General features: G+C 62.2%; 26 protein-coding genes. 15 read left to right on the forward strand and 11 right to left on the reverse strand.

Annotated features, from left to right (window positions below):
* Positions 1-67: 67 nt before the first annotated feature.
* Positions 68-940 carry an aldo/keto reductase family oxidoreductase gene (locus tag NKG95_RS14885; RefSeq protein WP_353041272.1) on the reverse strand — a complete coding sequence of 291 codons (873 nt, stop codon included), beginning with the start codon at positions 938-940 and terminating at the stop codon, positions 68-70.
* Positions 941-1,035: 95 nt separating this feature from the next.
* On the opposite strand from NKG95_RS14885, the gene NKG95_RS14890 reads away from it, so the two are divergent.
* A complete protein-coding gene (locus NKG95_RS14890) occupies positions 1,036-1,992 on the forward strand; it encodes a LysR family transcriptional regulator (protein WP_023717315.1) in 957 nt (318 codons plus the stop codon).
* A 22-nt stretch (positions 1,993-2,014) separates the two neighbouring features.
* On the opposite strand, the gene rpsI is transcribed toward NKG95_RS14890, so the two are convergent.
* The 3 genes from rpsI to NKG95_RS14905 all read right to left on the reverse strand — a co-directional run bounded on the left by rpsI (position 2,015) and on the right by NKG95_RS14905 (position 3,642).
* Positions 2,015-2,497 carry a 30S ribosomal protein S9 gene (gene rpsI, locus NKG95_RS14895; RefSeq protein ID WP_023717316.1) on the reverse strand — a complete coding sequence of 161 codons (483 nt, stop codon included), beginning with the start codon at positions 2,495-2,497 and terminating at the stop codon, positions 2,015-2,017.
* Between the two features lies 1 nt (position 2,498).
* Positions 2,499-2,963: a 50S ribosomal protein L13 gene (rplM, locus tag NKG95_RS14900; RefSeq protein WP_023717317.1), complete on the reverse strand. Its 465-nt coding sequence runs from the start codon at positions 2,961-2,963 to the stop codon at positions 2,499-2,501.
* A gap of 214 nt (positions 2,964-3,177) precedes the next feature.
* A complete protein-coding gene (locus NKG95_RS14905) occupies positions 3,178-3,642 on the reverse strand; it encodes a PaaI family thioesterase (protein WP_023717318.1) in 465 nt (154 codons plus the stop codon).
* A gap of 149 nt (positions 3,643-3,791) precedes the next feature.
* On the opposite strand from NKG95_RS14905, the gene NKG95_RS14910 reads away from it, so the two are divergent.
* From NKG95_RS14910 to NKG95_RS14935, 6 genes are all read left to right on the forward strand, one after another.
* Complete coding sequence (locus tag NKG95_RS14910) at positions 3,792-4,613, forward strand: enoyl-CoA hydratase (protein ID WP_353041274.1); 822 nt, start codon at positions 3,792-3,794, stop codon at positions 4,611-4,613.
* 9 nt (positions 4,614-4,622) lie between these two features.
* Positions 4,623-5,045 (forward strand): VOC family protein, encoded by a 423-nt coding sequence (locus NKG95_RS14915; protein WP_353005510.1) that lies wholly within the window; start codon positions 4,623-4,625, stop codon positions 5,043-5,045.
* Between the two features lie 12 nt (positions 5,046-5,057).
* Positions 5,058-5,834: an AAA family ATPase gene (locus NKG95_RS14920; protein ID WP_353041376.1), complete on the forward strand. Its 777-nt coding sequence runs from the start codon at positions 5,058-5,060 to the stop codon at positions 5,832-5,834.
* Positions 5,831-6,352 carry a CoA-binding protein gene (locus NKG95_RS14925; protein ID WP_023717322.1) on the forward strand — a complete coding sequence of 174 codons (522 nt, stop codon included), beginning with the start codon at positions 5,831-5,833 and terminating at the stop codon, positions 6,350-6,352. The genes NKG95_RS14920 and NKG95_RS14925 overlap by 4 nt, the downstream gene beginning before the upstream one ends.
* 143 nt (positions 6,353-6,495) lie before the next feature.
* Entirely contained in the window at positions 6,496-7,776 is a 1,281-nt protein-coding gene (locus tag NKG95_RS14930) for an O-acetylhomoserine aminocarboxypropyltransferase (protein ID WP_352857151.1), read from the forward strand.
* A 5-nt stretch (positions 7,777-7,781) separates the two neighbouring features.
* Complete coding sequence (locus NKG95_RS14935; RefSeq protein ID WP_352857149.1) at positions 7,782-8,132, forward strand: cupin domain-containing protein; 351 nt, start codon at positions 7,782-7,784, stop codon at positions 8,130-8,132.
* Between the two features lie 33 nt (positions 8,133-8,165).
* On the opposite strand, the gene NKG95_RS14940 is transcribed toward NKG95_RS14935, so the two are convergent.
* The gene (locus tag NKG95_RS14940; RefSeq protein WP_353041276.1) at positions 8,166-9,413 is read right to left on the reverse strand and encodes a cytochrome P450; all 1,248 of its coding nucleotides are present in this window, start codon (positions 9,411-9,413) and stop codon (positions 8,166-8,168) included.
* Between the two features lie 195 nt (positions 9,414-9,608).
* Between NKG95_RS14940 and NKG95_RS14945 the strand changes: the two genes are divergently transcribed.
* The gene (locus NKG95_RS14945; protein ID WP_353041278.1) at positions 9,609-10,712 is read left to right on the forward strand and encodes an NAD(P)/FAD-dependent oxidoreductase; all 1,104 of its coding nucleotides are present in this window, start codon (positions 9,609-9,611) and stop codon (positions 10,710-10,712) included.
* Between the two features lie 4 nt (positions 10,713-10,716).
* Here NKG95_RS14945 and NKG95_RS14950 read toward each other — a convergent pair whose 3' ends face one another.
* Positions 10,717-11,307, reverse strand: coding sequence for a hypothetical protein (locus NKG95_RS14950; protein ID WP_353041279.1), 591 nt, complete (start codon positions 11,305-11,307; stop codon positions 10,717-10,719).
* A gap of 347 nt (positions 11,308-11,654) precedes the next feature.
* Between NKG95_RS14950 and NKG95_RS14955 the strand changes: the two genes are divergently transcribed.
* The 4 genes from NKG95_RS14955 to NKG95_RS14970 all read left to right on the forward strand — a co-directional run bounded on the left by NKG95_RS14955 (position 11,655) and on the right by NKG95_RS14970 (position 17,025).
* Entirely contained in the window at positions 11,655-12,284 is a 630-nt protein-coding gene (locus NKG95_RS14955) for an ATP-dependent Clp protease proteolytic subunit (protein ID WP_023674655.1), read from the forward strand.
* Between the two features lie 305 nt (positions 12,285-12,589).
* On the forward strand, positions 12,590-13,864 hold the full coding sequence (clpX, locus tag NKG95_RS14960) for an ATP-dependent Clp protease ATP-binding subunit ClpX (RefSeq protein ID WP_006332719.1): 1,275 nt from the start codon (positions 12,590-12,592) through the stop codon (positions 13,862-13,864).
* Between the two features lie 280 nt (positions 13,865-14,144).
* Positions 14,145-16,556: an endopeptidase La gene (gene lon, locus NKG95_RS14965; RefSeq protein ID WP_023674656.1), complete on the forward strand. Its 2,412-nt coding sequence runs from the start codon at positions 14,145-14,147 to the stop codon at positions 16,554-16,556.
* Between the two features lie 196 nt (positions 16,557-16,752).
* Positions 16,753-17,025: an HU family DNA-binding protein gene (locus NKG95_RS14970; protein ID WP_006201846.1), complete on the forward strand. Its 273-nt coding sequence runs from the start codon at positions 16,753-16,755 to the stop codon at positions 17,023-17,025.
* 88 nt (positions 17,026-17,113) lie between these two features.
* On the opposite strand, the gene NKG95_RS14975 is transcribed toward NKG95_RS14970, so the two are convergent.
* A complete protein-coding gene (locus NKG95_RS14975; RefSeq protein WP_353041281.1) occupies positions 17,114-18,136 on the reverse strand; it encodes an aldo/keto reductase in 1,023 nt (340 codons plus the stop codon).
* Positions 18,137-18,320: 184 nt separating this feature from the next.
* On the opposite strand from NKG95_RS14975, the gene hxlB reads away from it, so the two are divergent.
* Together hxlB and NKG95_RS14985 are read left to right on the forward strand one after the other, a co-directional pair.
* Positions 18,321-18,887, forward strand: a complete 567-nt coding sequence (gene hxlB, locus NKG95_RS14980) for a 6-phospho-3-hexuloisomerase (protein ID WP_353041283.1) — start codon at positions 18,321-18,323, stop codon at positions 18,885-18,887.
* 5 nt (positions 18,888-18,892) lie between these two features.
* Positions 18,893-19,636: a creatininase family protein gene (locus NKG95_RS14985; RefSeq protein ID WP_023717331.1), complete on the forward strand. Its 744-nt coding sequence runs from the start codon at positions 18,893-18,895 to the stop codon at positions 19,634-19,636.
* A 7-nt stretch (positions 19,637-19,643) separates the two neighbouring features.
* On the opposite strand, the gene NKG95_RS14990 is transcribed toward NKG95_RS14985, so the two are convergent.
* The 4 genes from NKG95_RS14990 to NKG95_RS15005 form a co-directional block, all read right to left on the reverse strand.
* On the reverse strand, positions 19,644-19,952 hold the full coding sequence (locus NKG95_RS14990; RefSeq protein WP_353041285.1) for a hypothetical protein: 309 nt from the start codon (positions 19,950-19,952) through the stop codon (positions 19,644-19,646).
* A gap of 3 nt (positions 19,953-19,955) precedes the next feature.
* Positions 19,956-20,873, reverse strand: coding sequence for a carbohydrate ABC transporter permease (locus NKG95_RS14995; RefSeq protein ID WP_353022162.1), 918 nt, complete (start codon positions 20,871-20,873; stop codon positions 19,956-19,958).
* Between the two features lie 13 nt (positions 20,874-20,886).
* Positions 20,887-22,008, reverse strand: coding sequence for a carbohydrate ABC transporter permease (locus NKG95_RS15000; RefSeq protein ID WP_353041377.1), 1,122 nt, complete (start codon positions 22,006-22,008; stop codon positions 20,887-20,889).
* Positions 22,009-22,136: 128 nt separating this feature from the next.
* Positions 22,137-23,801, reverse strand: a complete 1,665-nt coding sequence (locus NKG95_RS15005; RefSeq protein ID WP_353041286.1) for an ABC transporter substrate-binding protein — start codon at positions 23,799-23,801, stop codon at positions 22,137-22,139.
* A gap of 293 nt (positions 23,802-24,094) precedes the next feature.
* Between NKG95_RS15005 and NKG95_RS15010 the strand changes: the two genes are divergently transcribed.
* On the forward strand, positions 24,095-25,153 hold the full coding sequence (locus NKG95_RS15010; RefSeq protein WP_352640079.1) for an ABC transporter ATP-binding protein: 1,059 nt from the start codon (positions 24,095-24,097) through the stop codon (positions 25,151-25,153).
* The last annotated feature ends 9 nt before the right edge of the window (positions 25,154-25,162 follow it).

The following is a 25,162-nucleotide window of genomic DNA, read 5'->3' on the forward strand; positions in this document are numbered from 1 at the left end:
ATTGGCTCATCACCGCCTTCGCTAGTCTCCAACACCGGCTGGCGGCACCTCGCGCCTCGTGCGCAGGTCAAGCGGCCATCGCCACGCCCTCCAGCGCCTCGAGCGCATCTTCCGGCAGCGCGAGATCGCCTGCGGCGAGGTTCTCCCTGAGATGCGCAACTGAAGACGTGCCGGGGATCAGAAGAATGTTGGGCGCGCGGCGAAGCAGCCAGGCGAGCGCGACCTGCATGGGCGTGGCGCCGAGGCGTGAGGCGACCTTGGACAAGGCCGACGACTGCAGCGGGTTGAAGCCGCCAAGCGGGAAGAACGGCACATAGGCGATGCCGTCGCGGGCCAGGTCGTCGATCAACGCATCGTCGCCCCGATGCGCCAGATTGTACTGGTTCTGCACGCAGACGATCTTGCAAACCCTGCGGCCTTCGGCGATTTGTGCAGCGGTGACGTTGCTCAGCCCGATGTTACGCACGAGGCCCTGTCGCTGAAGCTCGGTGAGCGTTGCAAGCGGCGCCTCGATCGACCCTTCGGCGGGGCCATGCGCGTCGAACATGACCCGAAGGTTGACCACCTCCAGCACGTCGAGCCCGAGATTGCGCAGATTGTCGTGCACCGCCTTGGTCAGCTCTTCGGCCGAGAAGGCCGGCAGCCATGCTCCGTCCCGGCCGCGCCGGGCGCCGATCTTGGTGACGATAACGAGGTCGTCGCGATAGTGTGCGAGCGCTTCGCGGATCAACAAGTTGGTGACGTGCGGGCCATAGAAATCGCTGGTGTCGATGTGATTGACGCCCTGCGCAACGGCTTCGCGCAGCACGGCCAATGCCGCATCATGGTCCTTTGGTGGGCCGAAGACGCCGGACCCTGCGAGCTGCATGGCGCCGTAGCCGAGCCGTCTGACTTTGCGGTCGCCGAGGATGAATGTGCCGGACTGGTCGACGCTGGACATGGTCTTTCTCCTTCAGGGAATGGTGCACAGATAGACGGTGTCCGATCTCGTGATAATTGGGTACAATTCGCACGGGCTGTGCGGAATGACGAACAATGCAGATTGATCTCGGGGATCTGAACGCCTTCGTGGCCGTGGCGCGCGCCAAAGGTTTTCGGGATGCGGCACGCGCCAGCGGCGGCAGTGCGTCCGGCTTGAGCGAGGCGGTGCGCCGCCTGGAGACGCAGCTCGGTGTCAGGCTGCTCAACCGGACGACGCGCAGCGTCGTCCTGACGGAGGCCGGCCAAGGCTTGCTGGCGCGGCTCGGTCCAGCCTTGACCGAGGTGGAGTCGGCGCTGGACGTGGTGAACGGCTTTCGCGACAGGCCGGCCGGCTCGCTGCGCCTCAATGTGCCGGTCAGCGCGGCGCGACTGGTCCTGCCCAGCATCGTGCCGCGGTTCCTTGCCGCCTATCCCGGTATCCGGCTGGAGGTGATCGCCGAGGAGAGCTTTGTCGACGTGCTGGCGGCCGGCTGCGATGCCGGCATCCGTTACGACGAGCGGCTGGAACAGGACATGATCGCCGTGCCGATCGGGCCGCGCGTGCAGCGCTTCGCCACCGCCGCCAGCCCGGCCTACCTGGATCGTCATGGCCGGCCGCAACACCCGCGCGACCTGCTCGGCCACGCCTGCCTGCGCGGCCGCTTTCCCAGCGGTGCGATAACGCCATGGGAGTTCGAGCGCGACGACGAGGTGGTGCGGGTCGATCCGACGGGGCCACTGATTGTGGGGATCGGCGGAGCAGCCGATTTAGCCGTTGATGCAGCGATCGCCGGCACCGGAATCGTGAAGCTGTTCGAGGACTGGCTTCGCCCGCATTTCGAGAGCGGTGCACTCGAACCCGTCCTCGAACCCTGGTGGCAGAGCTTCTCCGGGCCGTTCCTCTACTATCCCGGCCGGCGCCTCGTACCGGCGCCGCTGCGGGCGTTCGTCGACTTCATCAAGGCATTGCCCATGAACTCTGACATCACGGGCACGGCACAAAGAAAAAGGCCACCCGAAGGCGGCCTTTGAACTCTGTGTAGCTTCGCAGCGCTTAGCGCTTGGAGAACTGGAAGCTCCGGCGGGCCTTCGCCTTGCCGTACTTCTTGCGCTCGACCACGCGGCTGTCACGGGTCAGGAAGCCGCCCTTCTTGAGCACGGCGCGCAGCGCCGGCTCGTAATAGGTCAGCGCCTTGGAGATGCCGTGGCGCACCGCACCGGCCTGGCCGGAAAGGCCGCCGCCGATGACGGTGGCAACGATGTCGTACTGGCCGGCGCGGTTGGCAGCGATGATCGGCTGGTTGAGGATCATCTGCAGGACCGGGCGCGCGAAATATTCGGCGAACACCTTGTCGTTGACGACGATCTTGCCGGAGCCGGGCTTCACCCAGACACGGGCGATGGCGTTCTTGCGCTTGCCGGTGGCATAGGCGCGGCCCGATTTGTCGAGCTTCTGGACATGGACGGGTGCAGCCGGCTGGGTGTTGGTGTTGCCGGTGGCAGTTCCGAGTTCTGCGAGCGAGGAAAGCTCAGCCATCTTACGAAACCTTCTTGTTCTTGGCGTTCAGCTTGGCCACGTCGAGGACGACGGGCTGCTGGGCGACATGCGGATGTTCCGTGCCTGCATAGACGCGGAGATTCTTCATCTGGCGACGGCCGAGCGGGCCGCGCGGGATCATGCGTTCGACGGCCTTCTCAACGACACGCTCGGGAAAGCGGCCCTCGAGCAGCTGGCGCGCGGTGCGTTCCTTGACGCCACCGGGGTGACCGGTGTGCCAGTAATAGACCTTGTCGGTGAACTTCTTGCCGGTGAACACCACCTTGTCGGCATTGATGACGATGACGTTGTCGCCGTCGTCGACATGCGGGGTGAAAGTGGGCTTGTGCTTGCCGCGAAGATGATTGGCGATGACAGTGGCGAGACGGCCGACGACGAGACCCTCGGCGTCGATCAGCACCCACTTCTTCACCACATCCGCAGGCTTCTGCGAAAAGGTTGTCATGGATTGTTGCTTTCGGTTCGGACCTTCAAAAGAAGGCGTTTCTTGTTGCTTGGATTGGCGAAAGGCACTTGCCCGCCGCCAATAACAAAACGGCGGCCTTTGCGGGCCGCTGTTCCGTGAGGGCTTATAGGAGAGAGCGGCGACTACGTCAAGGCGCGTGAAAAGCCATCTCTGGGGTAAAATCAAGCAAAAACAATGATTTGAGCACAAGGTATTATTTTACCACATCTCCAATCCGCTTTGGCGGGATCGAATAGGTGCCCGTTGCGTGCGCTACCGTGTGTCCCTCCGGGCCGGCGACGATGTCGATATCGAACACCATCAGGCTCTTGCCGAGCTTGAGGATGCGGCAATGGCCGTCGATCGGCCCGGCCTCGGCCTTGCGGACAAAATTGATGTTGAGACTGGTGGTGACCGAAAGTGCATCCGGTCCGGCATGCGAGAGCACGCAGACATAACCGCCTATGTCGGCCAGCGTGAACAGCGCCGAACCCGACACGGTGCCGCCGGGACGCAAATGGCGCTCGTCGGCATTGAGCCGCACGACACAGCCGCCTGGAAACACCTCCAACGCCTCGTAGAAGGTGAACTGGTCGTTGAGCTGCGGGAAAACAGTCGCCACAAGCGCGTTGACGTCAGCAGCCGTCAGCACCGGCTTGAGATTGCTTTGAGCAGGCATGTCGGTCTCTCGTTTGCGCCTGCCTGTATGAGCGTAGCGTGCCGTTTCTGGCAACAGCCATTCATTATGGCAGAAGCGGGTGTTGGACGAAGCGAGACCCGCATACTAGGTTAGACCATCACCGATCCGGAATCGCGGAGGAATGACCCATGGCCGAAATCGTCGCCATCAAGCCTGCCGTTGCCGAAGGGCCGGTCGCCGCCCGGCTGGATAAGGGCGTGCTGCGCCTGACGCTCGCCAATCCGCCGGCCAATGCTCTTTCGCTTTCAGTAATGGCGGCGCTGATGGCGGAACTCGACCGCGCCAAGGCCGACAAGTCCGTCCGCGTCATCGTCCTTGGGGCGGCCGGCAAAGTGTTCTGCGCCGGGCACGACCTCAAGGAGTTGAGCACGCACCGCGCCGATGCCGATCGCGGCAGGGCCTTCTTCGAAAAGACGTTTTCCGCCTGCGCCGCGCTGATGCAGGCAATCGTTCGCCATCCCAAGCCGGTGATCGCCGAGATCGATGGCCTGGCGACGGCGGCCGGATTGCAGCTGGTCGCCAGCTGCGATCTCGCCATCGCTTCGCACGAGGCGACCTTCTGCACGCCGGGCGTCAATATTGGACTGTTCTGCTCGACGCCGATGGTGGCGCTGTCGCGCAATGTCTCGCGCAAGCATGCCATGGAGATGCTTTTGACCGGCGAAACGATCGAAGCGGCAACCGCCAAGGAATTCGGCTTGGTCAACCGCGTCGTGCCGCGCGAATATCTGAATCAGATTGTTACCAAATACGCGCAAACCATTGCTGCCAAATCCTCCCTGGTCGTCAAGATCGGCAAGGAAGCCTTTTATGAGCAGGCGGAAATGGGGCTGGCCGAGGCCTATGATTACACCGGGCGCGTCATGGTCGAGAACATGCTGGCGCGCGATGCGGAAGAGGGCATTGGCGCCTTCATCGGCAAGCGCAAGCCGGAATGGCCGGAGGAATAGGAGGCGGATATGGAACCGCGCATCTCCATCATCACCATCGCCACCGACGATCTCGAGCGCGCCACGCGCTTTTATGAGGCGATGGGCCTGACCCGCCATGCCGGGATCACCGAGGGCGTTGCTTTCTTCCAGATGGGTGGCGCCATCCTTGCCCTGTTTCCGCGCCCAAGCGCCGAGGAGGATTCAGGCGTGACCTTCGGCAACGCGCCGTCGGCCGTCTACCTCGCCTACAACACCCGCTCCGACGCCGAGGTCGATGCAGTGTTGGCGCTGGCCAAGAAGGCCGGCGGCCGTATCGTCAAGCCGGCGCAACGGGCCTTCTGGGGTGGCTGGTACGGCTATTTCGCCGATGCGGACGGGCATGTCTGGGAAGTGGCGCACAATCCGGCTTTTCCGATCGCGGAAGACGGATCGATTTCGCTGCCGGCCTGACGAGGTTCCCCTCTGGCTCATCGCAAGCAACTGACGCGGCTGAAGGCGCCCTATCTGAAGCGTATCCTGATCGAGCCCAGCCGGGTCGTCGATTGGGAAAAATATCCCTGGAACCTGCCGATCTTTCACCGCCATGAATTCGAGCTCGAATTCACCACGCCGATCACCATCATCGTCGGCGAGAACGGCACCGGTAAATCGACGCTGCTCGAAGCGATCGGCGCGCTGGCAGGCTACGATGAAGCCGGCGGCGGCAAGGGCTACATGCCGGTCGATCACTCCCGCGCCGTCGACAAGAGCGGCGCAGCGCTGGCGGCGACGTTGCGCGGCCACTGGCTGCCGAAGGTCACCGCCGGCTGGTTCTTTCGCGCCGAATCCTTCTATTCGGTTGCCCGCTATCTAGATCAGGCTGCCATCGACGCACATGAGGCGCCGCCCGACTTCCTGTCCTGGTCGCATGGCGAGGGTTTCATCAGATTCTTCGAGGAGCGCTGCCGCCGGCAAGGCATTTACATCCTCGACGAGCCCGAAAGCGCCTTGTCGCCGACGCGCCAGATCGAACTTCTCAAGATGCTGCGGCGGATGGACCAGTCCGGCACGGCGCAAGTGATCATGGCGACGCATTCGCCGCTGCTGATGGCCTGTCCCGGCGCGCGGCTGTTCCGCATCAGCCGGTCCGGGCTCGACCCGACCGATTTTCACGACACCGATCATTTCCGCATGATGCGCAATTTTTGCAACGATCCAGATGGTTTTCTCGCCGAAGCGCTGTATGAGGACGAGGCATGAACCACGACGCTTACGACAACGCCTATATCGCCGGCATCCTCAATTCGGTGAAGACCATCGCCATGGTCGGCGCGTCGGCTAATGACGTGCGGCCGAGCTATTTCGTGCTGAAATATCTGCTCGGCAAGGGCTTTTCGGTGTTCCCGATCAATCCCGGCCAGGCCGGCAAGGAGATCCTAGGCCAGATGACCTTTGCCAGGCTCGCCGACGTTCCGGGACCTGTCGACATGGTCGACGTGTTTCGCGCGTCCGCTGCCGTGCCGGGCATTGTCGACGAGGTGCTGCGGCTCGATCCGCTGCCGAAGGTCATCTGGATGCAGCTTGGCATACGCCATGACGAGGCGGCCACACGCGCCGAAGCCGCCGGCATCAAGGTGGTGATGAACCGTTGCCCCAAGATCGAATATGGCAAGCTGTCGGGCGAGATCGGCTGGACCGGCGTCAATTCCGGCGTGCTGTCGTCGAAGAAGCCGCTTATGCGGCCGGGATTCCAGAGTTTCGGCGTTCGCCAGAAGTAGGTCGTGAATAGTGAATGGTGAATAGAAGGATTTTTCTGGAAGGCGGCAAGGCGGCATATGAGCCGCTTGCAATCAGGGCGGCGCTGGCCGACTTTGCCATTCACCATTCACCATTCACCATTCACCATTGAGGGAGGTTTTCGATGGCCCGCACGCCCGGTTTCAACACGCTCGCCGTCCATGCCGGCGCCAAGCCGGATCCGGCGACTGGGGCGCGAGCGACGCCGATCTATCAGACGACCTCCTTTGTCTTCGACGATGCCGACCACGCCGCCTCGCTGTTCGGGCTGAAGGCGTTCGGCAACATCTACACCCGCATCATGAACCCGACACAGGCGGTGCTGGAAGAGCGCATCGCGGCACTCGAAGGCGGCACGGCAGGCCTTGCGGTCGCCTCCGGCCATGCCGCGCAGGTGCTGGTCTTCCACAATCTGATGCAGCCCGGCGACAATTTCGTTTCAGCGACAAAGCTTTACGGCGGCTCGATCAACCAGTTCGGCCACGCCTTCAAGAATTTCGGTTGGCAGGTGCGCTGGGCCGACACCAATGACATCTCGACCTTCGAGAGCCAGATCGACGACAGGACCAAGGCGATCTTCATCGAAAGCCTGGCCAATCCGGGCGGCGTCTTCGTCGATATCGAGAAGATCGGCGACATTGCCCGCAAGCACGGCCTGCCGCTGATTGTCGACAACACGCTGGCCTCGCCCTACCTGCTGCGGCCAATCGAGCATGGCGCCGACATCGTCGTGCATTCGCTGACGAAGTTCATCGGCGGCCATGGCAATTCGATCGGCGGCGCCATTGTCGACGGCGGCACGTTCGACTGGTCGAAGTCGGGCAAATATCCGATGCTGTCGGAGCCGCGCCCCGAATATGGCGGTCTCGTCCTGCATGAGACCTTCGGCAATTTCGCCTTCGCCATCGCCGCGCGCGTGCTCGGCCTGCGCGACATCGGCGCGGCGATTTCGCCGTTCAATGCATTCCTTATCCTGACCGGTCTGGAAACCTTGCCGCTCAGGATGCAGCGCCACTGCGACAATGCGGCGGCGGTCGCCGGATGGCTTTCCAACCATCCCAAGGTCGCCTGGGTGTCCTATCCCGGCCTGCCCAGCGACAAGAACAATGCGTTGCAGAAGAAGTACTCGCCGCTGGGCGCCGGCGCGGTGTTCACTTTCGGGCTGAAGGGCGGCTACGCGGCGGGCATCAAGTTCGTCGAGGCGCTCGAGCTGTTCTCGCACCTGGCCAATGTCGGCGACACCAAGTCGCTGGTCATCCACCCGGCATCGACCACGCATCGCCAGCTTTCCGACGAGCAGAAGATCAATGCCGGGGCAGGGCCGGACACGGTCAGGCTTTCGGTCGGTATCGAGGACGTCAACGACATCGTCGCCGATCTGGAACAGGCGCTCGGCAAGGTTTGATTGCCATGACCGCACCGAAATTTCTTTTCGTCGGCGTCGACACCGTCGAACCGGAACTTGGCGCACCGGCGCCGGATCGCCTGATTTCGGGCGATCCGAAATTCCGCACCTGGAATGTCGAGGAACAGGACGGCGGCCTCTATGCCGGCATCTGGGAAGCAACGCCCGGCAAATGGCGCATCGAGTATGACGAGTGGGAGTTCTGCCACATCCTGTCAGGGGTTTCGGTGATCGCCGAAGACGGCGGCAAGGCGCGCACCGTCAAAGCCGGCGATAGTTTCGCGCTGAGGCCGGGCTTCAAGGGGAGCTGGGAAGTGCTTGAAACGACTCGCAAGGAGTATGTGATCAAGCTTTGATCGCCTGTCGGCTGAGCCTATCGGATCGAATCCTCAAAAGCCCACGGCGAGCGTTTCCAGCCCATGGAAATGATAGCTGTCGCGAAAGCGTGGTTGTTCGGCAAGATGCAGCTGCGGCAGGCGTTCGAACAAGGTTTTCAGCGACACCTGCAATTCGAGCCGGGCGAGCGGCGCGCCGATGCAGAAATGAATGCCGGCGCCGAACGACAGGTTTTTCTGGTCGGCGCGGTCCGGCCTGAAGGCGAGGGGCTCGGTAAAGGCGACGGGATCGCGATTGGCCATGCCGAGCAGCAGACCGATCGTCTCGCCAGGGCCTACGATGATCCCAGGCCCAGCCTCGACCTCCTGATAGGCATAACGCGTGAACATGTGCAGCGGCGCGTCGAAGCGCAGGCACTCTTCGACCGTCGCGGCTGTTGCTTCCGGTGAGGCGAAGAAGCGGCGCGGGTCGCCGCCTTGCGCAAGGATCGAGCGCACCGCATTGCCGGTCTGGTGGACGGTTGCTTCATGGCCGGCATTGAGCAACAGGATCGCCGACGATACCAGCTCGTCCTCCGACAGTTTCTGGCCATCCTCCTGTGCCGCAATCAGCAGCGACAGAAGATCCTCGCCCGGCCTCTTTCGCCGCTCGGCGACGTAGCCGCGCAAAAAATTCGAAAAGTCGCGCGCGGCGCGATTGGCCGTGTCCTCCGTCTCGCGGGTGCGGCCATGCATGTACATGGCGACCATCCGATGCGACCAGTCGAGCAGCTGCGGACCCATGTCGACCCGTACGCCGAGCATCTCGGCAATGATGGTGATCGGCAAGGGAGCTGCGAACGCCGGCAGCAGGTCGACTTCCCCTGGTTCGAAACGGTCGATCAGTTCGTTGGCCAGCGCCTCGACGCGCGGCCTGAGCCGCTCGACCTGGCGCGAGACGAAGGCGCGGTTGACCAGCGTTCTGAGCCGTGTGTGGACGGGCGGTTCCAGCTCCAGCATCGAATTGGCCTCGATGCCGTCGAAGGCGCTGAGATGCGTGCGATCCTGGCCGATGCCCCGGCTGTCTGGAATGCCGGCCGGGTTCTGCCGGCCGAAGCGGCGATCGCGCAGCAGACGGTTGACGTCGTCGAAGCCGCCAAAGCACCAGAAACCAAATTCTTCCCAGAAGAAGGCGTTCGATGCACCGTGCAGGAAGGCGTAGGCTTCGTAAGGGTCCTGGAAAAAAGCCGGCTCGTGCGGATCGAGCCGCAGTCGGCGGGTGGCTGGATCAAAGGCAAGGTAGGGCGGCTTCAATTCGGTCATGCCAGACCATTAGCGCATGACCCCGAAAACCGGAATCGGTTTTCGGAAAGGATCATGCGCAGATTCAAAGTGTTGGAGCGTCCTTTGCGCGTCGAAGGACGCGCGGCGCTCCAAGGCTTGCCAGTCTGGTGCCAGACCGTATGTTGGCCCTCCCGTGAGGTGAGCCACCAAAGCGGTTGTGGAAGGACGGTTTTCATGAATGTGATCGTGGTCGGTGCAGGCATTGCCGGGCTTTCCACGGCGTGGTCGCTGGTCAAGGCCGGTCACCTCGTCTCGATCGTCGAGCAGGGACCGATCCCCAATCCGCTCGCCGCCTCCGGCGACCACCATCGCATCATTCGCCGCGCCTATCGGGCCAGGACGGGCTACGGCCGGCTGATCACCAAGGCCTATGAAGCCTGGGACGAAATGTGGGCCGATCTCGGCGAAAGCCATCTCGATCCGCGCGGCTTCATCTGTATTTCGCGCGAGCCGGGAGATGAGGCCGAGGAATACCGCGAAGGCATGGAAGCCGGGAACTACCCGTTCGAATTGTTCGAACCGGACGCCGCGGTCGAACGCTGGCCGTTCCTAGAACCCGGTTCATTCCGCTATGCATATTTTTCACCAGACGGTGGCGCCTTGCACTGCCGCAAGATCGCCTCGGGCCTCGCCAGATGGCTGCGCGCGAACGGCGCCAATGTCTACGAAAACAGCAAGGTGGTCGAGATCGATGCCGACGCCGGACATGTCGTGCTTGCGAGCGGCGAAACGATGCAGGCCGACCGCATCGTCGTCGCCGCCGGCGCCTGGGTGCTAAAACTGTTCCCGGAGCTGGATGGCGAGCTGAAAACCTGGCGCACCGCGCTCGCCTATGTCGAACCGCCAGTGGACCTGAAGGCAGCCTGGCAGGCAGCACCGGTTGTGCTCGACGTCGGTGGCTCCGTCGACGGCTACGTGATCCCGCCCTCCGGCGGCGCCGGCATGAAGTTCGGCTCAGGCCTGCACCGAGTACCGACCAGCGATGCCGACTGGAACCGTCAACCGGTACCGGGCGAGGGTGAGGCGATCCGCAATCTGTTTTCGCCGCCGATTGCCCGTATCGAGGAGTACAAGGTCACCGAAGTGGTCACCTGCGCCTACACCTTCACCGCCGATGAGAAATTTCTGGCCCACCAGAAAGGCAGATGCCTGGTCGTCTCGGCCTGCTCCGGCCACGGCTACAAGTTCGGCGCGGCAGTTGGCAGAAGGGTTGCGGCCTGCGTCGGCAATGGCGATGTCGACGGCCTGAAGAAATGGCTCAGGGCCGAGGCGGCCTGAGCGCCTAGTATCGGCAATGCCTCGGAATATGCACGCGCCGCCAGCTGGATGAGCCCTCCCTGACCACCACGCGGCGCGCCACTGTCTGATAAGACGCCGGAATGTCGATGATGCGCCGTTGCTCCGGCCGCACGAGCACCTCTTCGGCGACGCTCTCGTATTCGGCGGGGAGGACAACGCGCCGCCGGCGTTCCGGCTCAACCACGACGACCTCGGCCACGCGTTCATAGCGCGCCTTGTGCCTGACCTTGCACAGCACCTTGCGGCCATGAATGATGCGCCATTCCCAGGAATAGCCGCCATCGTCTACCTTCACGGTGCGATAGATGGTTCGGGTGATGGCGGGCACGATCTCGTAGCTGACGCGCGCCGGCGCGATCTGCACCACGCGCTCGCGCGTCCCGTAGATTGGCGCCTCGTATTCCACCTGCTGGCCGGCCGGACTGACGAGCACGTCCTCATAGACCGTGTCGTAGACGGCCGGCCGGTTGACCTTCTCGTAGCATTCAACCGCGCGTCCGCTGGCAGCCGTTTCGGATGCCATGCCGAGTACGGCGATGCCGGTAAGGGCCAAGGAAGCAGTTTTCCTGATCATCGCGCTCCCCCTGTTTGAACTGCGTGAAGCGGGTTCAACGTTGGATTGTAGGGCAAGCCGCGGCTGGAAAAAGCGGTTTCACCGCTTTTCGTTAAGCGATGCGGTTAAGAAACTGCTAAACAACGGCCAAGCATGAGCGTCCCTTCCGGCGGCAGGAGAGGGCTGCCGGCACGGCGACGGGCGAAACTTGGTTTGGAAACCTTGATTCGACTTAACCGGATGGCTAGGAGAGGCGGCCTTGCGCTAGGGTGAGCCGGCATCCTATTTACACAATAACGATCCAGAACCGATTCTGCCCGATTGCAAATCTCCGGCGCCGGAATCCCATCCTCAAAAAGGGATAGTCCATGAAGAACCCCGTCGAAACCTACATGAACCTCGTTCCGATGGTGGTCGAACAGACCAATCGCGGCGAGCGGGCCTATGACATTTTCTCGCGGCTCCTCAAGGAGCGCATCATTTTCATCACCGGCCCGGTCGAGGACGGCATGGCGACGCTGGTCTGCGCGCAGCTGCTGTTCCTCGAGGCGGAGAATCCGAAGAAGGAAATCAACCTTTATATCAACTCGCCCGGCGGCGTCGTCACCTCCGGCATGGCGATCTACGACACCATGCAGTTCATCAAGCCTGCCGTGTCGACGCTGTGCATCGGCCAGGCCGCATCGATGGGATCGCTGCTCTTGACGGCGGGCCACAAGGACATGCGCTTTGCGACGCCGAACGCCCGCATCATGGTCCACCAGCCGTCCGGCGGCTTCCAGGGCCAGGCCTCCGATATCGAGCGCCATGCCCAGGACATCATCAAGCTGAAGCGCCGCCTCAACGAGGTTTACGTCAAGCACACCGGCAAGAGCTACGATGAGATTGAAAAAACGCTCGACCGTGACCATTTCATGACTGCCGACGAGGCCAGGGATTTCGGCCTCATCGACAAGGTCATTTCGTCACGTGAGCCGGTCGAAGGTATTGCCTTATAGGCACGCGGTGGCCCTGCGGTGGCAGTGAGTGGCGGGGATCACACGCTTTTGGCGCAGCTTGCGGCATTTCGGCCACAATTGGCTGTTCCCTCGACGGGTGCAATTGCCTACGTTAAGGCTATGTTGATTTTCGACGGCTTAGCTTTGCGTGGGGTTGTTCGAATCATTGCCCCGTTTTCCGATTTGTGTTTCGTACGGAATGCGTTGCGGGAGCCGGGGCACTGGCGGCGGCGGATTCCCGCGATAGATTGAATATGCGCCCTTTCAACCAGACCATCGGCGGGCGGCCATGAAAGGACATGAAAATGAGCAAGGTCGGCAACAACAGCGGTGATTCCAAGAACACGCTTTATTGCTCGTTTTGCGGCAAAAGCCAGCACGAAGTGCGCAAGCTGATCGCCGGGCCGACGGTGTTCATCTGCGACGAATGCGTCGAGCTGTGCATGGACATCATCCGCGAGGAGAACAAGACCTCGATGGTGAAGTCGCGCGAGGGCGTGCCGACCCCGCAGGAAATCCTCAAGGTTCTCGACGACTACGTCATCGGTCAGCCCTACGCCAAGCGCGTGCTGTCGGTGGCCGTCCACAACCACTACAAGCGCCTCGCCCATGCCGGCAAGAACAACGACGTCGAGCTGGCGAAGTCGAACATCCTGCTGATCGGCCCGACCGGTTGCGGCAAGACGTTGCTGGCGCAGACGCTGGCCCGCATCATCGACGTTCCCTTCACCATGGCCGACGCGACGACGCTGACCGAGGCCGGCTATGTCGGCGAGGACGTCGAGAACATCATCCTGAAGCTGTTGCAGTCGGCCGACTACAATGTCGAGCGCGCCCAGCGCGGCATTGTCTATATCGACGAGATCGACAAGATCTCGCGCAAGTCGGACAACCCCTCGATCACCCGCGACGTCTCGGGCGAGGGCGTGCAGCAGGCACTTTTGAAGATCATGGAAGGCACCGTTGCCTCCGTGCCGCCGCAGGGCGGCAGGAAGCATCCGCAGCAGGAATTCCTGCAGGTCGACACCGCCAACATCCTGTTCATCTGCGGCGGCGCTTTTGCCGGCCTAGACAAGATCATCTCGGATCGCGGCAGGAAGACCTCGATCGGTTTCGGCGCCATCGTCGCTTCGCCCGAGGATCGCCGCACCGGCGATGTTTTCCGCCTGGTCGAGCCTGAGGATCTGTTGAAGTTCGGCCTCATTCCCGAGTTCGTAGGCCGTCTGCCTGTCTTGGCGACGCTGGAGGATCTCGACGAGCCGGCACTGATCCAGATCCTGACCGAACCGAAGAACGCGCTGGTCAAGCAGTATCAGCGGCTGTTCGAGATGGAGAATGTTGACCTGACCTTCCACGAGAACGCGCTGTCGGCGATCGCCAAGCGCGCCATCGAGCGCAAGACCGGCGCGCGCGGCCTGCGTTCGATCATGGAAGCGATTCTGCTCGACACCATGTTCGAGCTGCCGGCGCTCGAAGGCGTGCGCGAAGTGGTTATTTCGGAAGAGGTGGTGTCAGGCAACGCCAGGCCGCTCTACATCTATTCCGAGCAGAAGGAAAAGAAGGGCAACGTCAGCGCCTGACGTGAGCCGGCAATGGATTTTTCTGAAACGGCGCCGCGGGGCGCCGTTTTGCTGTCGCACACCGCGTACGGCGCCGCGTAATGGCTGCGGATTGGAGGGACGGACCGTGTTGACCCTTGATCTTTACCCGCCGTGCCTCCAACTAAAGGCAGAAGGCCGTGGTGCCGAATTCTGTGCTGTAAAACTCCCGTCACAAACGGTGGTAGGCGGAACGATCCCCGGTCGTTAATATGAGATTCGCGGTTGGCCGATTGGCGGCCGCGACATGAAAGGTTGGACAATGGCCAAATTATCCAAGGCTCCCAGCGACGGCGTCTTCGCAGTCCTCCCACTGCGCGACATCGTGGTGTTCCCGCACATGATCGTTCCGCTCTTCGTCGGGCGTGAAAAGTCGATCAAGGCGCTGGAAGAAGTGATGGGTCAGGAAAAGCAGATCCTGCTTGCGACCCAGATGAATGCCGCCGACGACGATCCGGAGCCCGATGCCATCTTTGACATCGGCACGCTCGCCAATGTGCTGCAATTGCTGAAACTGCCGGACGGCACCGTGAAGGTGCTGGTCGAAGGCGCCTCGCGCGCGAAAATCGTTGCGTTCACCGACCGTCCCGACTTCCATGAAGCCCGTGCTGCGGCGCTGGTCGAACCGGAGGAGGAAGAGGTCGAGGTCGAGGCGCTGGCCCGTTCCGTCGTCACCGACTTCGAGAACTACGTCAAGCTGAACAAGAAGATCTCGCCCGAAGTGGTGGGTGCCGCCAGCCAGATCGACGACTATTCCAAGCTCGCCGACACGGTCGCTTCGCATCTTGCCATCAAGATCCCCGAGAAGCAGGAGATGCTCGCCACGCTTTCCGTCAAGGAACGGCTGGAGAAGGCGATGGGCTTCATGGAAGCCGAAATCTCGGTGCTCCAGGTCGAGAAGCGCATCCGCTCGCGCGTCAAGCGCCAGATGGAGAAGACGCAGCGCGAATACTACCTCAACGAGCAGATGAAGGCGATCCAGAAGGAGCTCGGCGAAGGCGAGGACGGCCGCGACGAGGCCGCCGAGATCGAGGCGCGCATCAAGAAGACCAAGCTCTCCAAGGAGGCCCGCGAAAAGGCGGAAGCCGAACTGAAGAAGCTGCGGACGATGTCGCCGATGTCGGCTGAATCGACCGTCGTGCGCAACTATCTCGACTGGCTGCTGTCGATCCCGTGGGGCAGGAACTCCAAGGTCAAGCAGGATCTGGCCTTTGCCCAGAACGTGCTCGATACGGATCATTTCGGCCTCGACAAGGTCAAGGACCGCATCGTCGAATACCTCGCCGTGCAGAGCCGCCAGAAGAAGCTGAAGGGGCCGATCCTGTGCCTCGTCGGACCTCCCGGCGTCGGCAAGACCTCGCTCGGCAAGTCGATCGCCAAGGCGACCGGTCGTGAGTTCATCCGCATGGCGCTGGGCGGCGTGCGCGACGAGGCCGAGATCCGTGGTCACCGCCGCACCTATATCGGCTCGATGCCCGGCAAGGTCATCCAGTCGATGAAGAAGGCGAAGAAATCCAACCCGCTCTTCCTGCTCGACGAGATCGACAAGATGGGCCAGGATTTCCGCGGCGATCCGTCATCGGCTTTGCTCGAGGTGCTCGATCCCGAGCAGAACTCGACGTTCATGGACCATTACCTCGAGGTCGAATACGACCTGTCGAGCGTGATGTTCGTGACGACGGCGAACACGCTGAACATCCCTGCGCCCTTGATGGACCGCATGGAGATCATCCGTATCGCCGGTTACACCGAGGACGAGAAGATCGAAATCGCCAAGCGTCACCTGATGCCCAAGGTGATCCGCGACCACGCGTTGCAGCCGAAGGAGTTCTCCGTCGGCGAGGACGCGATCCGCGGCATCATCCAGACCTACACCCGTGAAGCGGGCGTCAGGAGCCTGGAGCGCGAGCTGATGAAGCTCGGGCGCAAGGCGGTGACCGAGATCCTGAAGACGAAGAAGAAGACGATCAACATCACGGCGGACAATCTTGCCGATTACCTTGGTGTTCCGCGCTTCCGCTTCGGCCAGGTCGAGAGCGACGATCAGGTCGGCGTGGTCACCGGGCTCGCCTGGACGGAAGTCGGCGGCGAGCTGTTGACGGTGGAAGGCGTCATGATGCCCGGCAAGGGCCGCATGACGGTGACCGGCAATCTGCGCGACGTGATGAAGGAATCGATCTCGGCGGCGGCCTCTTACGTCCGCTCGCGGGCCATCGATTTCGGCGTCGAGCCGCCGCTGTTCGACAAGCGCGATATCCACGTGCACGTGCCAGAAGGCGCAACGCCTAAGGACGGACCGTCGGCTGGCGTGGCGATGGCGACGGCGATCGTCTCGGTGTTGACCGGTATCCCGGTCAAGGCCGATGTGGCGATGACCGGCGAGATCACGCTGCGCGGCAGGGTGCTGCCGATCGGCGGCCTTAAGGAAAAGCTTCTTGCCGCACTGCGCGGCGGCATCAAGAAGGTGCTGATCCCGGAAGAGAACGCTAAGGATCTGGCGGAGATTCCGGAGAACGTGAAGAGCGGCATGGAAATCATTCCGGTCTCACGCGTTGGTGAAGTGTTGCGCCATGCGCTGGTGCGCATGCCGGAACCGATCCAGTGGGTCGAACCCGTCAATGCGCCGGCCGTGGTCGATGTCGGAGACGAGGCTGGTAAATCGCTGGCGCATTAGTTCTTGCTAAAGTTGCAATGCACAAAGAGAGAGCCGGGCCTTGAGCCCGGCTTTTTCATGTGAAGAACCCCGGATTTCCGGGCTTTTTTCGACTTTCTTGGCGCTTTTCGACTTGGTTGCCGGAGCGCTTCTTTCTAAAGTCCGTTTCCTGCCGGATGAGTCGAGTGTTCCGGTTTTCTCATGGAAGGGAATTTTTATGAACAAGAACGAACTGGTGTCCGCTGTCGCCGATGCCGCGAGTATTTCGAAGGGTGACGCGCAGTCGGCGGTTGATGCGGTGTTTTCCGTCATCACCGGCGAACTGAAAAAGGGCGGCGATGTCCGGCTTGTCGGCTTCGGAAATTTCACCGTGTCAAAACGCGCCGCGTCGACCGGCCGCAATCCGCAGACCGGTGCGGAAGTGAAGATCCCGGCGCGCACCGTGCCGAAGTTCTCGGCCGGCAAGGGCCTCAAGGACGCGGTCAACTAAGCGCCTCCTTAAGTCTTTCAGAGAAAAGAAAAGCCGGCATATCCGGTTTTTCTTTTCTGTGCCCGCGGTGTCGTTGGAAAAGGCGGCGCTATGCCGTCGGCGCATCCGTGCGCATCAAGCCTTCTGTCTTGAGATCGGCCCACAGCGCTGATGGCAGCTTCGCGTCGAGCAGCGAGCGATTGCTTTCGACTTCGCCCGGCCGCTGGCCACCCGGGATTACCGACACGACCGAAGGATGCAACAGCGGGAACTGCAGCGCCGCCTCGATCAGGCGCACGCCGTGGCGCTTGCAGACGGCCTCGATGCGGGTGACGCGGTCGATGATATCCTGCGGCGCTTCCGAATAATTGTAGTAGGCGCCGGGCTTCGGCCCGGTTGCCAGAATGCCGGAATTGTACGGCCCGCCGAGAACGATGCCGATGCCGCGTTGCTGGCATAGAGGCAGGAAAGACTGCAGCGCCTCCTGCTCCAGCAGCGTATAGCGCCCGGCAAGCAGAAACAGGTCGAAATCGCCGCGCTCGGCCAGCGTCTGGGCAACCGGCCACTCATTGATGCCGCCGCCGAACGCCTTGATTACGCCCTGGTCGCGCAGTGCCAGCAATCCATAGTAGCCGGAGCTCATGAATTCCTGGATGCGCTGGTCCGAGGCTTCCTTGCTGCCATGGGTGAAGATGTCGACATCGTGCACGAAGAGGATGTCGATGCGGTCGACGCCGAGCCGTTCCAGCGAGGCTTCGAACGAGCGCATGACGCCGTCATAGCTGTAGTCGTAGACCTCGCGGCGCGTCGGCGTGTCGAAGAACTTGCCGATGCCGGTGCGCTGTTCCGGCGGGCAGGCGCGCATGATGCGCCCGACCTTGCTCGACAGCACGTAGTCGTCGCGCCTCTTCGAACGCAGGAACGGATTGAGCCGCGTTTCGGCGAGGCCGAGCCCATAGAGCGGTGCGGTGTCGTAGTAGCGGCAGCCGACCCGCCATGCCGCCTCCAGCGTCGCATTGGCATCCTCATCGGACACGGCGCGATAGAGATTGCCGAGCGGCGCGGTGCCGAAGCCGAGCTCGGTGAAGTTGATGCCGCCATTGCCGATGCGGTCGAAATGCCGTGTCTTCATATGCTGTCGTTTCCTCATTTGCGATTTGCCGTGACACTATCACGGCTGTGGCGCATCAAAAGCACTGCGTGTCGTTGGACACCAATTTTCGCGGTGATAGCATGAATGAAAACAAGCTGTTCGGGGCAAATGTGACTGAGATGTTCATGTGGTTCTCCGGTACCTGCAAGCTGGTGCAAATGTCATGACGGACGACGGCGAAAACCTGTTTGGGATTGCGCTGAGCGAGCTTGGCACCGTGCTGGAGCGTATCAACGAAAGCCGCATTGACGCGGCTTGCGCCATCTTGGCCGGCGCGAAGAAGATCGTCACCTATGGCTGCGGCCGCGAGGCGCTGCAGGTCCAGGGTTTTGCCATGCGGCTCTGCCATCTCGGTCTGCCGGTGTCGGTCGTCGGCGACATGACCACGCCGCCGCTGGGCGCGGGCGATGTCTTCCTCGCCAGCTCCGGCCCGGGCGAGACATCGACGGTGCTGACCTTGATGCGGGTCGCGCGCGAGGCCGGTGCCGCCGTCCTGCTGCTCACCGCGCAAGCCGACAGCACTGCCGCGAAGCTAGCCGACTTCACATTGCTTATCCCGGCTCAGACCATGGCCGACGACCAGGGTCCGGAAAAGACATCCGTCCTGCCGATGGGCTCGGTGTTCGAAGGCGCGCTGTTCGTCCTCTTCGAAGTGATGGTGCTGAAGCTCAGGGATCTGACCGGCGTCTCGCCGGAAGCGATGCGCGCCCGCCACACCAATATGGAGTAGGTGTCATGCGCTACGAACTGATGCTGCCGCACCAGATCCGCAAGGCGATCGCCGAGAACCGGCCGGTCGTGTTGCCGCTCGGTGTGCTCGAATATCACGGCGAGCACATGGCCGTCGGCATGGACACGCTGGCCGTGGTCAAGAGCCTGGAACTGTTCGAAACGGAGGCCGAAATCGTCATTCTGCCGCCCTTCTATTACGGCGCGGCAAGCTATGCCGTTGCGGCGCCGGAAGGCAGCGGCTCGGTGCAGGTCGGCGGCAATGTGCTGGCGCCATTTGCGGAAGAATTGTTCTACAGCTTGCTGCGCATTGGCTTCCGCAACATCCACGCCATCATTCACCACCAAACCGAGAATTTTGCTGCCGGCATGCCAACCGATCTCGCCTTCAAGGCCGCCGGCCGACAAGCGATCTTCCGCTTCCTGGAGAAAGAACGCGGCGAAGGCTGGTGGGGCTCTGCGGCGATGGCTGACTATTATGCCGAGCACGCCGAGGGCAGCAATTTCTTCAACTGGGTACAGGTGCATCCGCTGATGCCGGCTTCAATGCACAGCCAGTACCCGTTCGACCATGCCGGCACCGGCGAGACGTCACTGATGCTGGCGCTGTGCCCGGAAGCGGTGGATGCCGGCCGCTTCGCCGACAACACCGGCTGGTACACGGCAAGTGCGCCCGAAGCCTCGGCGGAACTGGGGCAAAAAGGGGTTGCCATGATCCTCGATCATTTGCGGGCAACACTTTTGGGTTAGGTGCTGTCTAGATCCCGGACGACCGGGCTCTTAGCCTTTCCGCCTGATAGTCGGCCATGGTCTTTTCGGGATCGACCTTGGTCGCCGCAGCCCAGATGAACGTGCCGGCGCCGCAGATGGCCAGCAGGTCGTAAATCACGATGCCGAGTGCCATCAGGTTCGCGTAGAGGCCGAGAAGCAGCATGATCAAGCCGCCGGCAATCATCGCCATCACAAAACCGGCGACTACGGCCCGGCCTTCCCAACTGATCGGCATCACGCCTTTGGCGTAGCCGCTGCCGCGCCTGTTGCGTGCGAACCAGTATTTGTTGGCCATCGCCTATTTCACCGCGCCCGCCGTCATGCCCATGATCAGGTAACGCTCGAGCGCAATGCCGATGACGGCGAGCGGTGTGATGGCCGCGGTGGCAAGCGCTGCCATCGACCACCAGTTGATGCCTTGTGAGCCGGTCTGGCTCGCCACCATGACAGGAATGGTCTTGGCATCGGTCGAGGTCAAAAGCGCGGCGAAGAAATACTCGTTCCAGCACAGCACCATCGCCAGGATGAAGGCGGCGACCATGCCCGGCAGCGCGATCGGCATGACGATGCGCAAGAAGGCGCCCCAGATCGACAGGCCATCGACGAGTGCTGCCTCCTCCAGCTCGACAGGGATCGAATTGAACTGGTCGCGCATGATCCAGATGACGATCGGCAGCACCATCAGCGTGTAGAGCAGGATCAGCCCGACGCGTGTGTCGAGCAGGCCGACTTCCCGGTAGAGCACGAGGAAGGGCAGGGCCAATACCACCGGCGGCAGGATCAACTGCGACAGGAAGAAGAAGGAAATGTCCTCGTTCCTGAACCAGGCGAACTTGTAACGATAGCGGGTCAGCCCATAGGCGGCGAGGCTGCCGATGACGATGGCCAGGGTCGACGCGCCGACCGAAGTGATGACCGAATTCATGAAGCGCTTGATAAATTCGTCGCGCACCGTCGACGTCCGAAAGATCGAGTCCGGCGACAGGCCGAGCGAACGCCAGCCCTTCCAGTCGGGCTTGAAATCGACGAACGGGATCAGATGGCCCTGGGTGACGTCGACCGCGGTCTTGAACGAGGTGGTTATCGTCCAATAAATCGGGAACAGGCAGATGAAAGCCCAGAAGATGAGGGCGCCGTAGATGAAGACGCGGTTGGCGAAGAAGCTCGCCGGCGAGCGGATTTCGGAGGCGGCAAAGTCGGTGGTTTGAACGCTCATCTTGCCGGCCCGATCAGTTGACGTTGCGTACGAAGCGGCTGGCGAATTTCAGCAGCCAGGTCACGAACACGATGATGATGACCAAATAGGCCATCGCCAGCATGGTGCCGTAGCCGACATTCGAGCGGTCGCGATATTCGCGGTAGATGAAACTGGACACCGAATCAGTCGCGCCGCCCGGCCCGCCGGAGGTGACGGTAATGATGATGTCGGCCAGCTTCAGCTTGAAGATGATGCGCAGGATGACCGCCGTCACCGACACCGGCAGCATCAGCGGGAAGGTGACTTGCCAGAAGGTCTGCCAGGCGGTGGCGCCATCGACACGCGCCGCCTCGAGCACCTCGCGCGACATCGCCTGCAGGCCGGCGAGCAGCATGATCATCATGAACGGGATGAAAGTCCACGCGTCGAGCACCATGATCGAGATGCGGGCGGTGATCGGGTTGGAGAAGAAGGCCGGGTTTTCCCAGCCGAGTTGCCGCGCCAGCGTTGCGGCCGGCCCGAAGCGGTATTCCATCAGCGACTTTCCGATCATCCACGACACCGCGACTGGCGACAGCATCAACGGCAGCAGGAAGACGATGCGGAAGAATTTTCGCGCCCGGATCTGCGCGTTGAGCAGCAGCGCCAGGCCGAAGGCGATCACATATTCGACCAACACCGCCAGCACGTAGAGCACCATGTTGAACAGCGCGTTGCGATAATAGGCGTCGTTCAGCATCTGCCAGAAATTGTCGAGCCCGTTGAACGTCCGGCCGCTGAAAGAACTGAGGTTCCAATCGGTCAGCGCGATGTAGAAGCCGAACAGCGTCGGGAAGATCACCATGGCAATGGTGAACAGCAGCGCCGGCAGCAGGAACAACGCGCGCTGGCCATCCTCGCCGCGCGTCAGCACCTGGCCGATGCCGAGCGCGACACCCCACAGCACATAGGCGTAGACCACCGGCCGCCACGTCTCGAAGCCGATAGTGTCGACATCGCTCTTGTAAAGGATCTGCAGCGCAATCACCGCCAGAAGGCCTAGCGTTGCAGCAGCCATCAGCGCCCAGCCAAGCCGTTTGCGGCTCCGCGGTATCAGGTCGGATGGCACGGCGCCTGCCGGCCATTCACTTGTCGACAGAGTCTGGTCAGCCAGGGTCCGGTCAGCCACGCGTCTTGCCCGTTCACAGGAGGCTCGATGACCGGCCGAGCCGGTCGAGGCCAAGTCGGTCAAGGGGAGGTCCGGCGGCTGTACGCCGCGGGACCAAGTTTCACTATCTCAACCTACATGCCGAGTGAGGCCTTGTAGAGCTTGATCTGGTTGTCGCGGCCGATCTGGTCGGTCAGCTTCTCCCAGGCGGCTGCGATGGCGTCGGCGCCTTCCTGCGCCTTCATCTTGCCGGCAAAGGTGTTGGCCAAAATGTCCTCGGCGGCGCTGTAATACTGGAAGATGCCGGGGATACGCGGCTCGATCGCCGCGTTCGGATGGTTGTAGCTGTCGGCTTCCGACTTCAGATACGAGGTGATGAACGCCTCGTCGTAGCCCGCCGCCACCCATTCCGGAATGTTGAAATGCGAGTTGCGATAGGGCTGGAAACCCGACGGATAGGCCGCGCACCAGAGCGACAGGTCCTTGCCGCCGAGATGGGCGGCGGCAGACCAGGCCGCCTTCTTCTTCTTTTCGTCGCTGTCGACGCGGGCCATGACATAGACGCCCCAGCCGAGATAGGCGCAGTTCGGCGCATGGTTCGGCCCGCTGGCGAGCTTGTCCCACTGGCCGGTCTTGGAGTTGTAGACATCGTCCGAGCCCGGCAGGATCGAGAAGCCGGTGATGTCGCCGACGACCGAGGAATCGTTGGTCTTGACGTTCGAACCGACGTCGCCCCACCAGGTGACCATCGAACCGGTGCCTGCCAGGAATTGCTGGAAGGCGGTGGTATTCGGGTCGGCGTTGATCTGGTCGGCAGGTTCGGAGGGCAGGGCATCGATGACGTCCTGGATCGCCCGCACCCATGCCGGATTGTTGACGCGCGGCTTCATCGTGTCGGCATCGAACAGCCATGCCTTGTCATCGGGATGCTTGGCGTAGGCGCTGGCGCGGCTGCCGAGGAAATAGAAGCCGAAACCGCCCCAGGGCTTGGGCGCATCGAGGTAGCCAAAGACATCCTGGCCGTTCACCTGCTTGCCCTTGAGGAATTTCGTCACCGCCTGCACCTGCTGCCAGGTCTTCGGCACGCCCCATTCGCCTTCTCCGCCGCCGTCCTTCCAGGCTTTGGCGAGGTCGGCATCGGCGAACACGTCGGTGCGGTAGTTGAAGTTATGCGCGTCGCCGTCAACGGTGACGCGATATTGCTTGCCGTCCCAGGTGCCGACCGGCGGCTGCAGATAGGCCACGACGTCCTTCATGTCGATCTGGTCCTTGACCCAGTCCGGCATCTCGGAGGTGAGACCCTTGCCGCAGACGTCGCCTTCGAACGGTGCTCCCATTTCGATGATGTCGAAATCGACGGTGCCGGTCGCAATCGACTGCTGCAGGCGGGCGTTGTAGTCAGCCTGCGCCAGGTCGATCCAGTTGATCTTGGCGCCGGTATAGGTCTCCCACGGCTTCAGGAAGCCGCGAAACAGCACATTGTGCAGGTTCTGATTGTTGAGGCCCATGAAGGTGAGTTCGACACCGGCGAATTCGCCTTCCTTGACATTGGCCTTGGTGGCGCCCAGGCAAAGCTCGCCGACCTGCTGGAAATCGGCATCGGTCGGCTGACCCTTGCCGACGCCCGGGATCTGCAGGATCTGCGCGCGCAGGTCATCGGCGGCCGCAGCCGGGCGCGTCAGGGCACCAAGTCCGGCGCTTGAGGCCGCGGCGAGGGCGGCCATGCTGGCCGCTCCCTTCAGCACGTCGCGGCGGGTGGCCCCGGCGCGGACAAGTTGGTTATAAAGGCTGACTTTCATCTCGTTCCTCCCAGAAGATCAATCGTGAATTGGTTCAGATGGTGGAGCGCCGATTATGTTCCCCAACGACAGCGACTCCCGTAAATAGCGGCCCGAATTCTCCCTCCCGCGACGCCTCGCATTGAGTGCCGGACAAGCGTACCGGTGCGCCCGGAACAGGGTCATAAGCCGGGCACTGTCACTATTCGCACAACGAAGTGCGGTGTCAACGTGAATGGGTTTTTTATCTATAAGAGACCGACTTGCCCTCGCCGTTTGCGTTGTTTAGCTTCACGGCAACTGAAGGGGGAATGATGGCTCAAGTCGCGATCCGCAATGTGGCCAAGGCGTTCGGAACCGTCAAGGTTCTGCACGATGTCAGCGTCGACATCGCCGACGGACAGTTCGTGGTGCTGGTCGGGCCTTCCGGCTGCGGCAAGTCCACGCTGCTGAGGATGGTGGCCGGGCTGGAAACGGTTTCCGGCGGCACCATCGCCATCGGCGAGCGCGTCGTCAACCATTTGCCGCCGGCCAAGCGCGACATCGCCATGGTGTTCCAGAACTACGCGCTCTATCCGCACAAGACGGTCGAGCAGAACATGGCCTTTGCTCTCAAGCTGCGCAAAACTGATCCGGCGGTGGTCACTGAGCGGGTCAAGCGCGCCGCCGACATCCTCGACCTCAACCCCTACCTCAAGCGCTATCCGCGCCAGCTCTCGGGCGGCCAGCGCCAGCGCGTCGCCATGGGTCGCGCCATCGTGCGCAACCCGCAGGTGTTCCTGTTCGACGAGCCGCTCTCCAATCTCGATGCCAAGCTGCGTGTCCAGATGCGCACCGAGATCAAGGAACTGCACCAACGACTGAAGACCACCACCATCTACGTCACCCACGACCAGATCGAGGCCATGACCATGGCCGACAAGATCGTGGTGATGCGCGACGGTCGCATCGAACAGGTCGGCGCGCCGCTGGAATTGTTCGACCGGCCGGCCAATCTGTTTGTCGCCGGCTTCATCGGCTCGCCCTCGATGAACCTGCTCAAGGGCGTCGTGCGCAAGGGCGACAAGCCCGTCGTCGAGATCGCCGGGACGCCGTTCCCGATCGCATCGAGCAATACCGTGGAAGATGGCCGCAATGTCGTCTACGGCGTGCGGCCCGAGCATCTCGAAATCCATCCAGATGGTGTCCCAGCGAAGATTTCGGTGGTCGAGCCGACCGGTTCCGAGACTCTCGTGTTCCTGCGCTTCGGCGAGGGCGAGATGGTGGCGCTGTTCCGTGAACGCCACGAGTTCAAGCCGGGCGACACACTGCACCTGAAACCGCGGCTCGACCAGGTGCATCTCTTCGACGCAGAGACCGGCAAGCGGCTCTGATTTCGCCCC

The organism is Mesorhizobium sp. M1423 (assembly GCF_040317575.1).
In the GTDB taxonomy this organism is placed as follows: Bacteria; Pseudomonadota; Alphaproteobacteria; order Rhizobiales; family Rhizobiaceae; genus Mesorhizobium.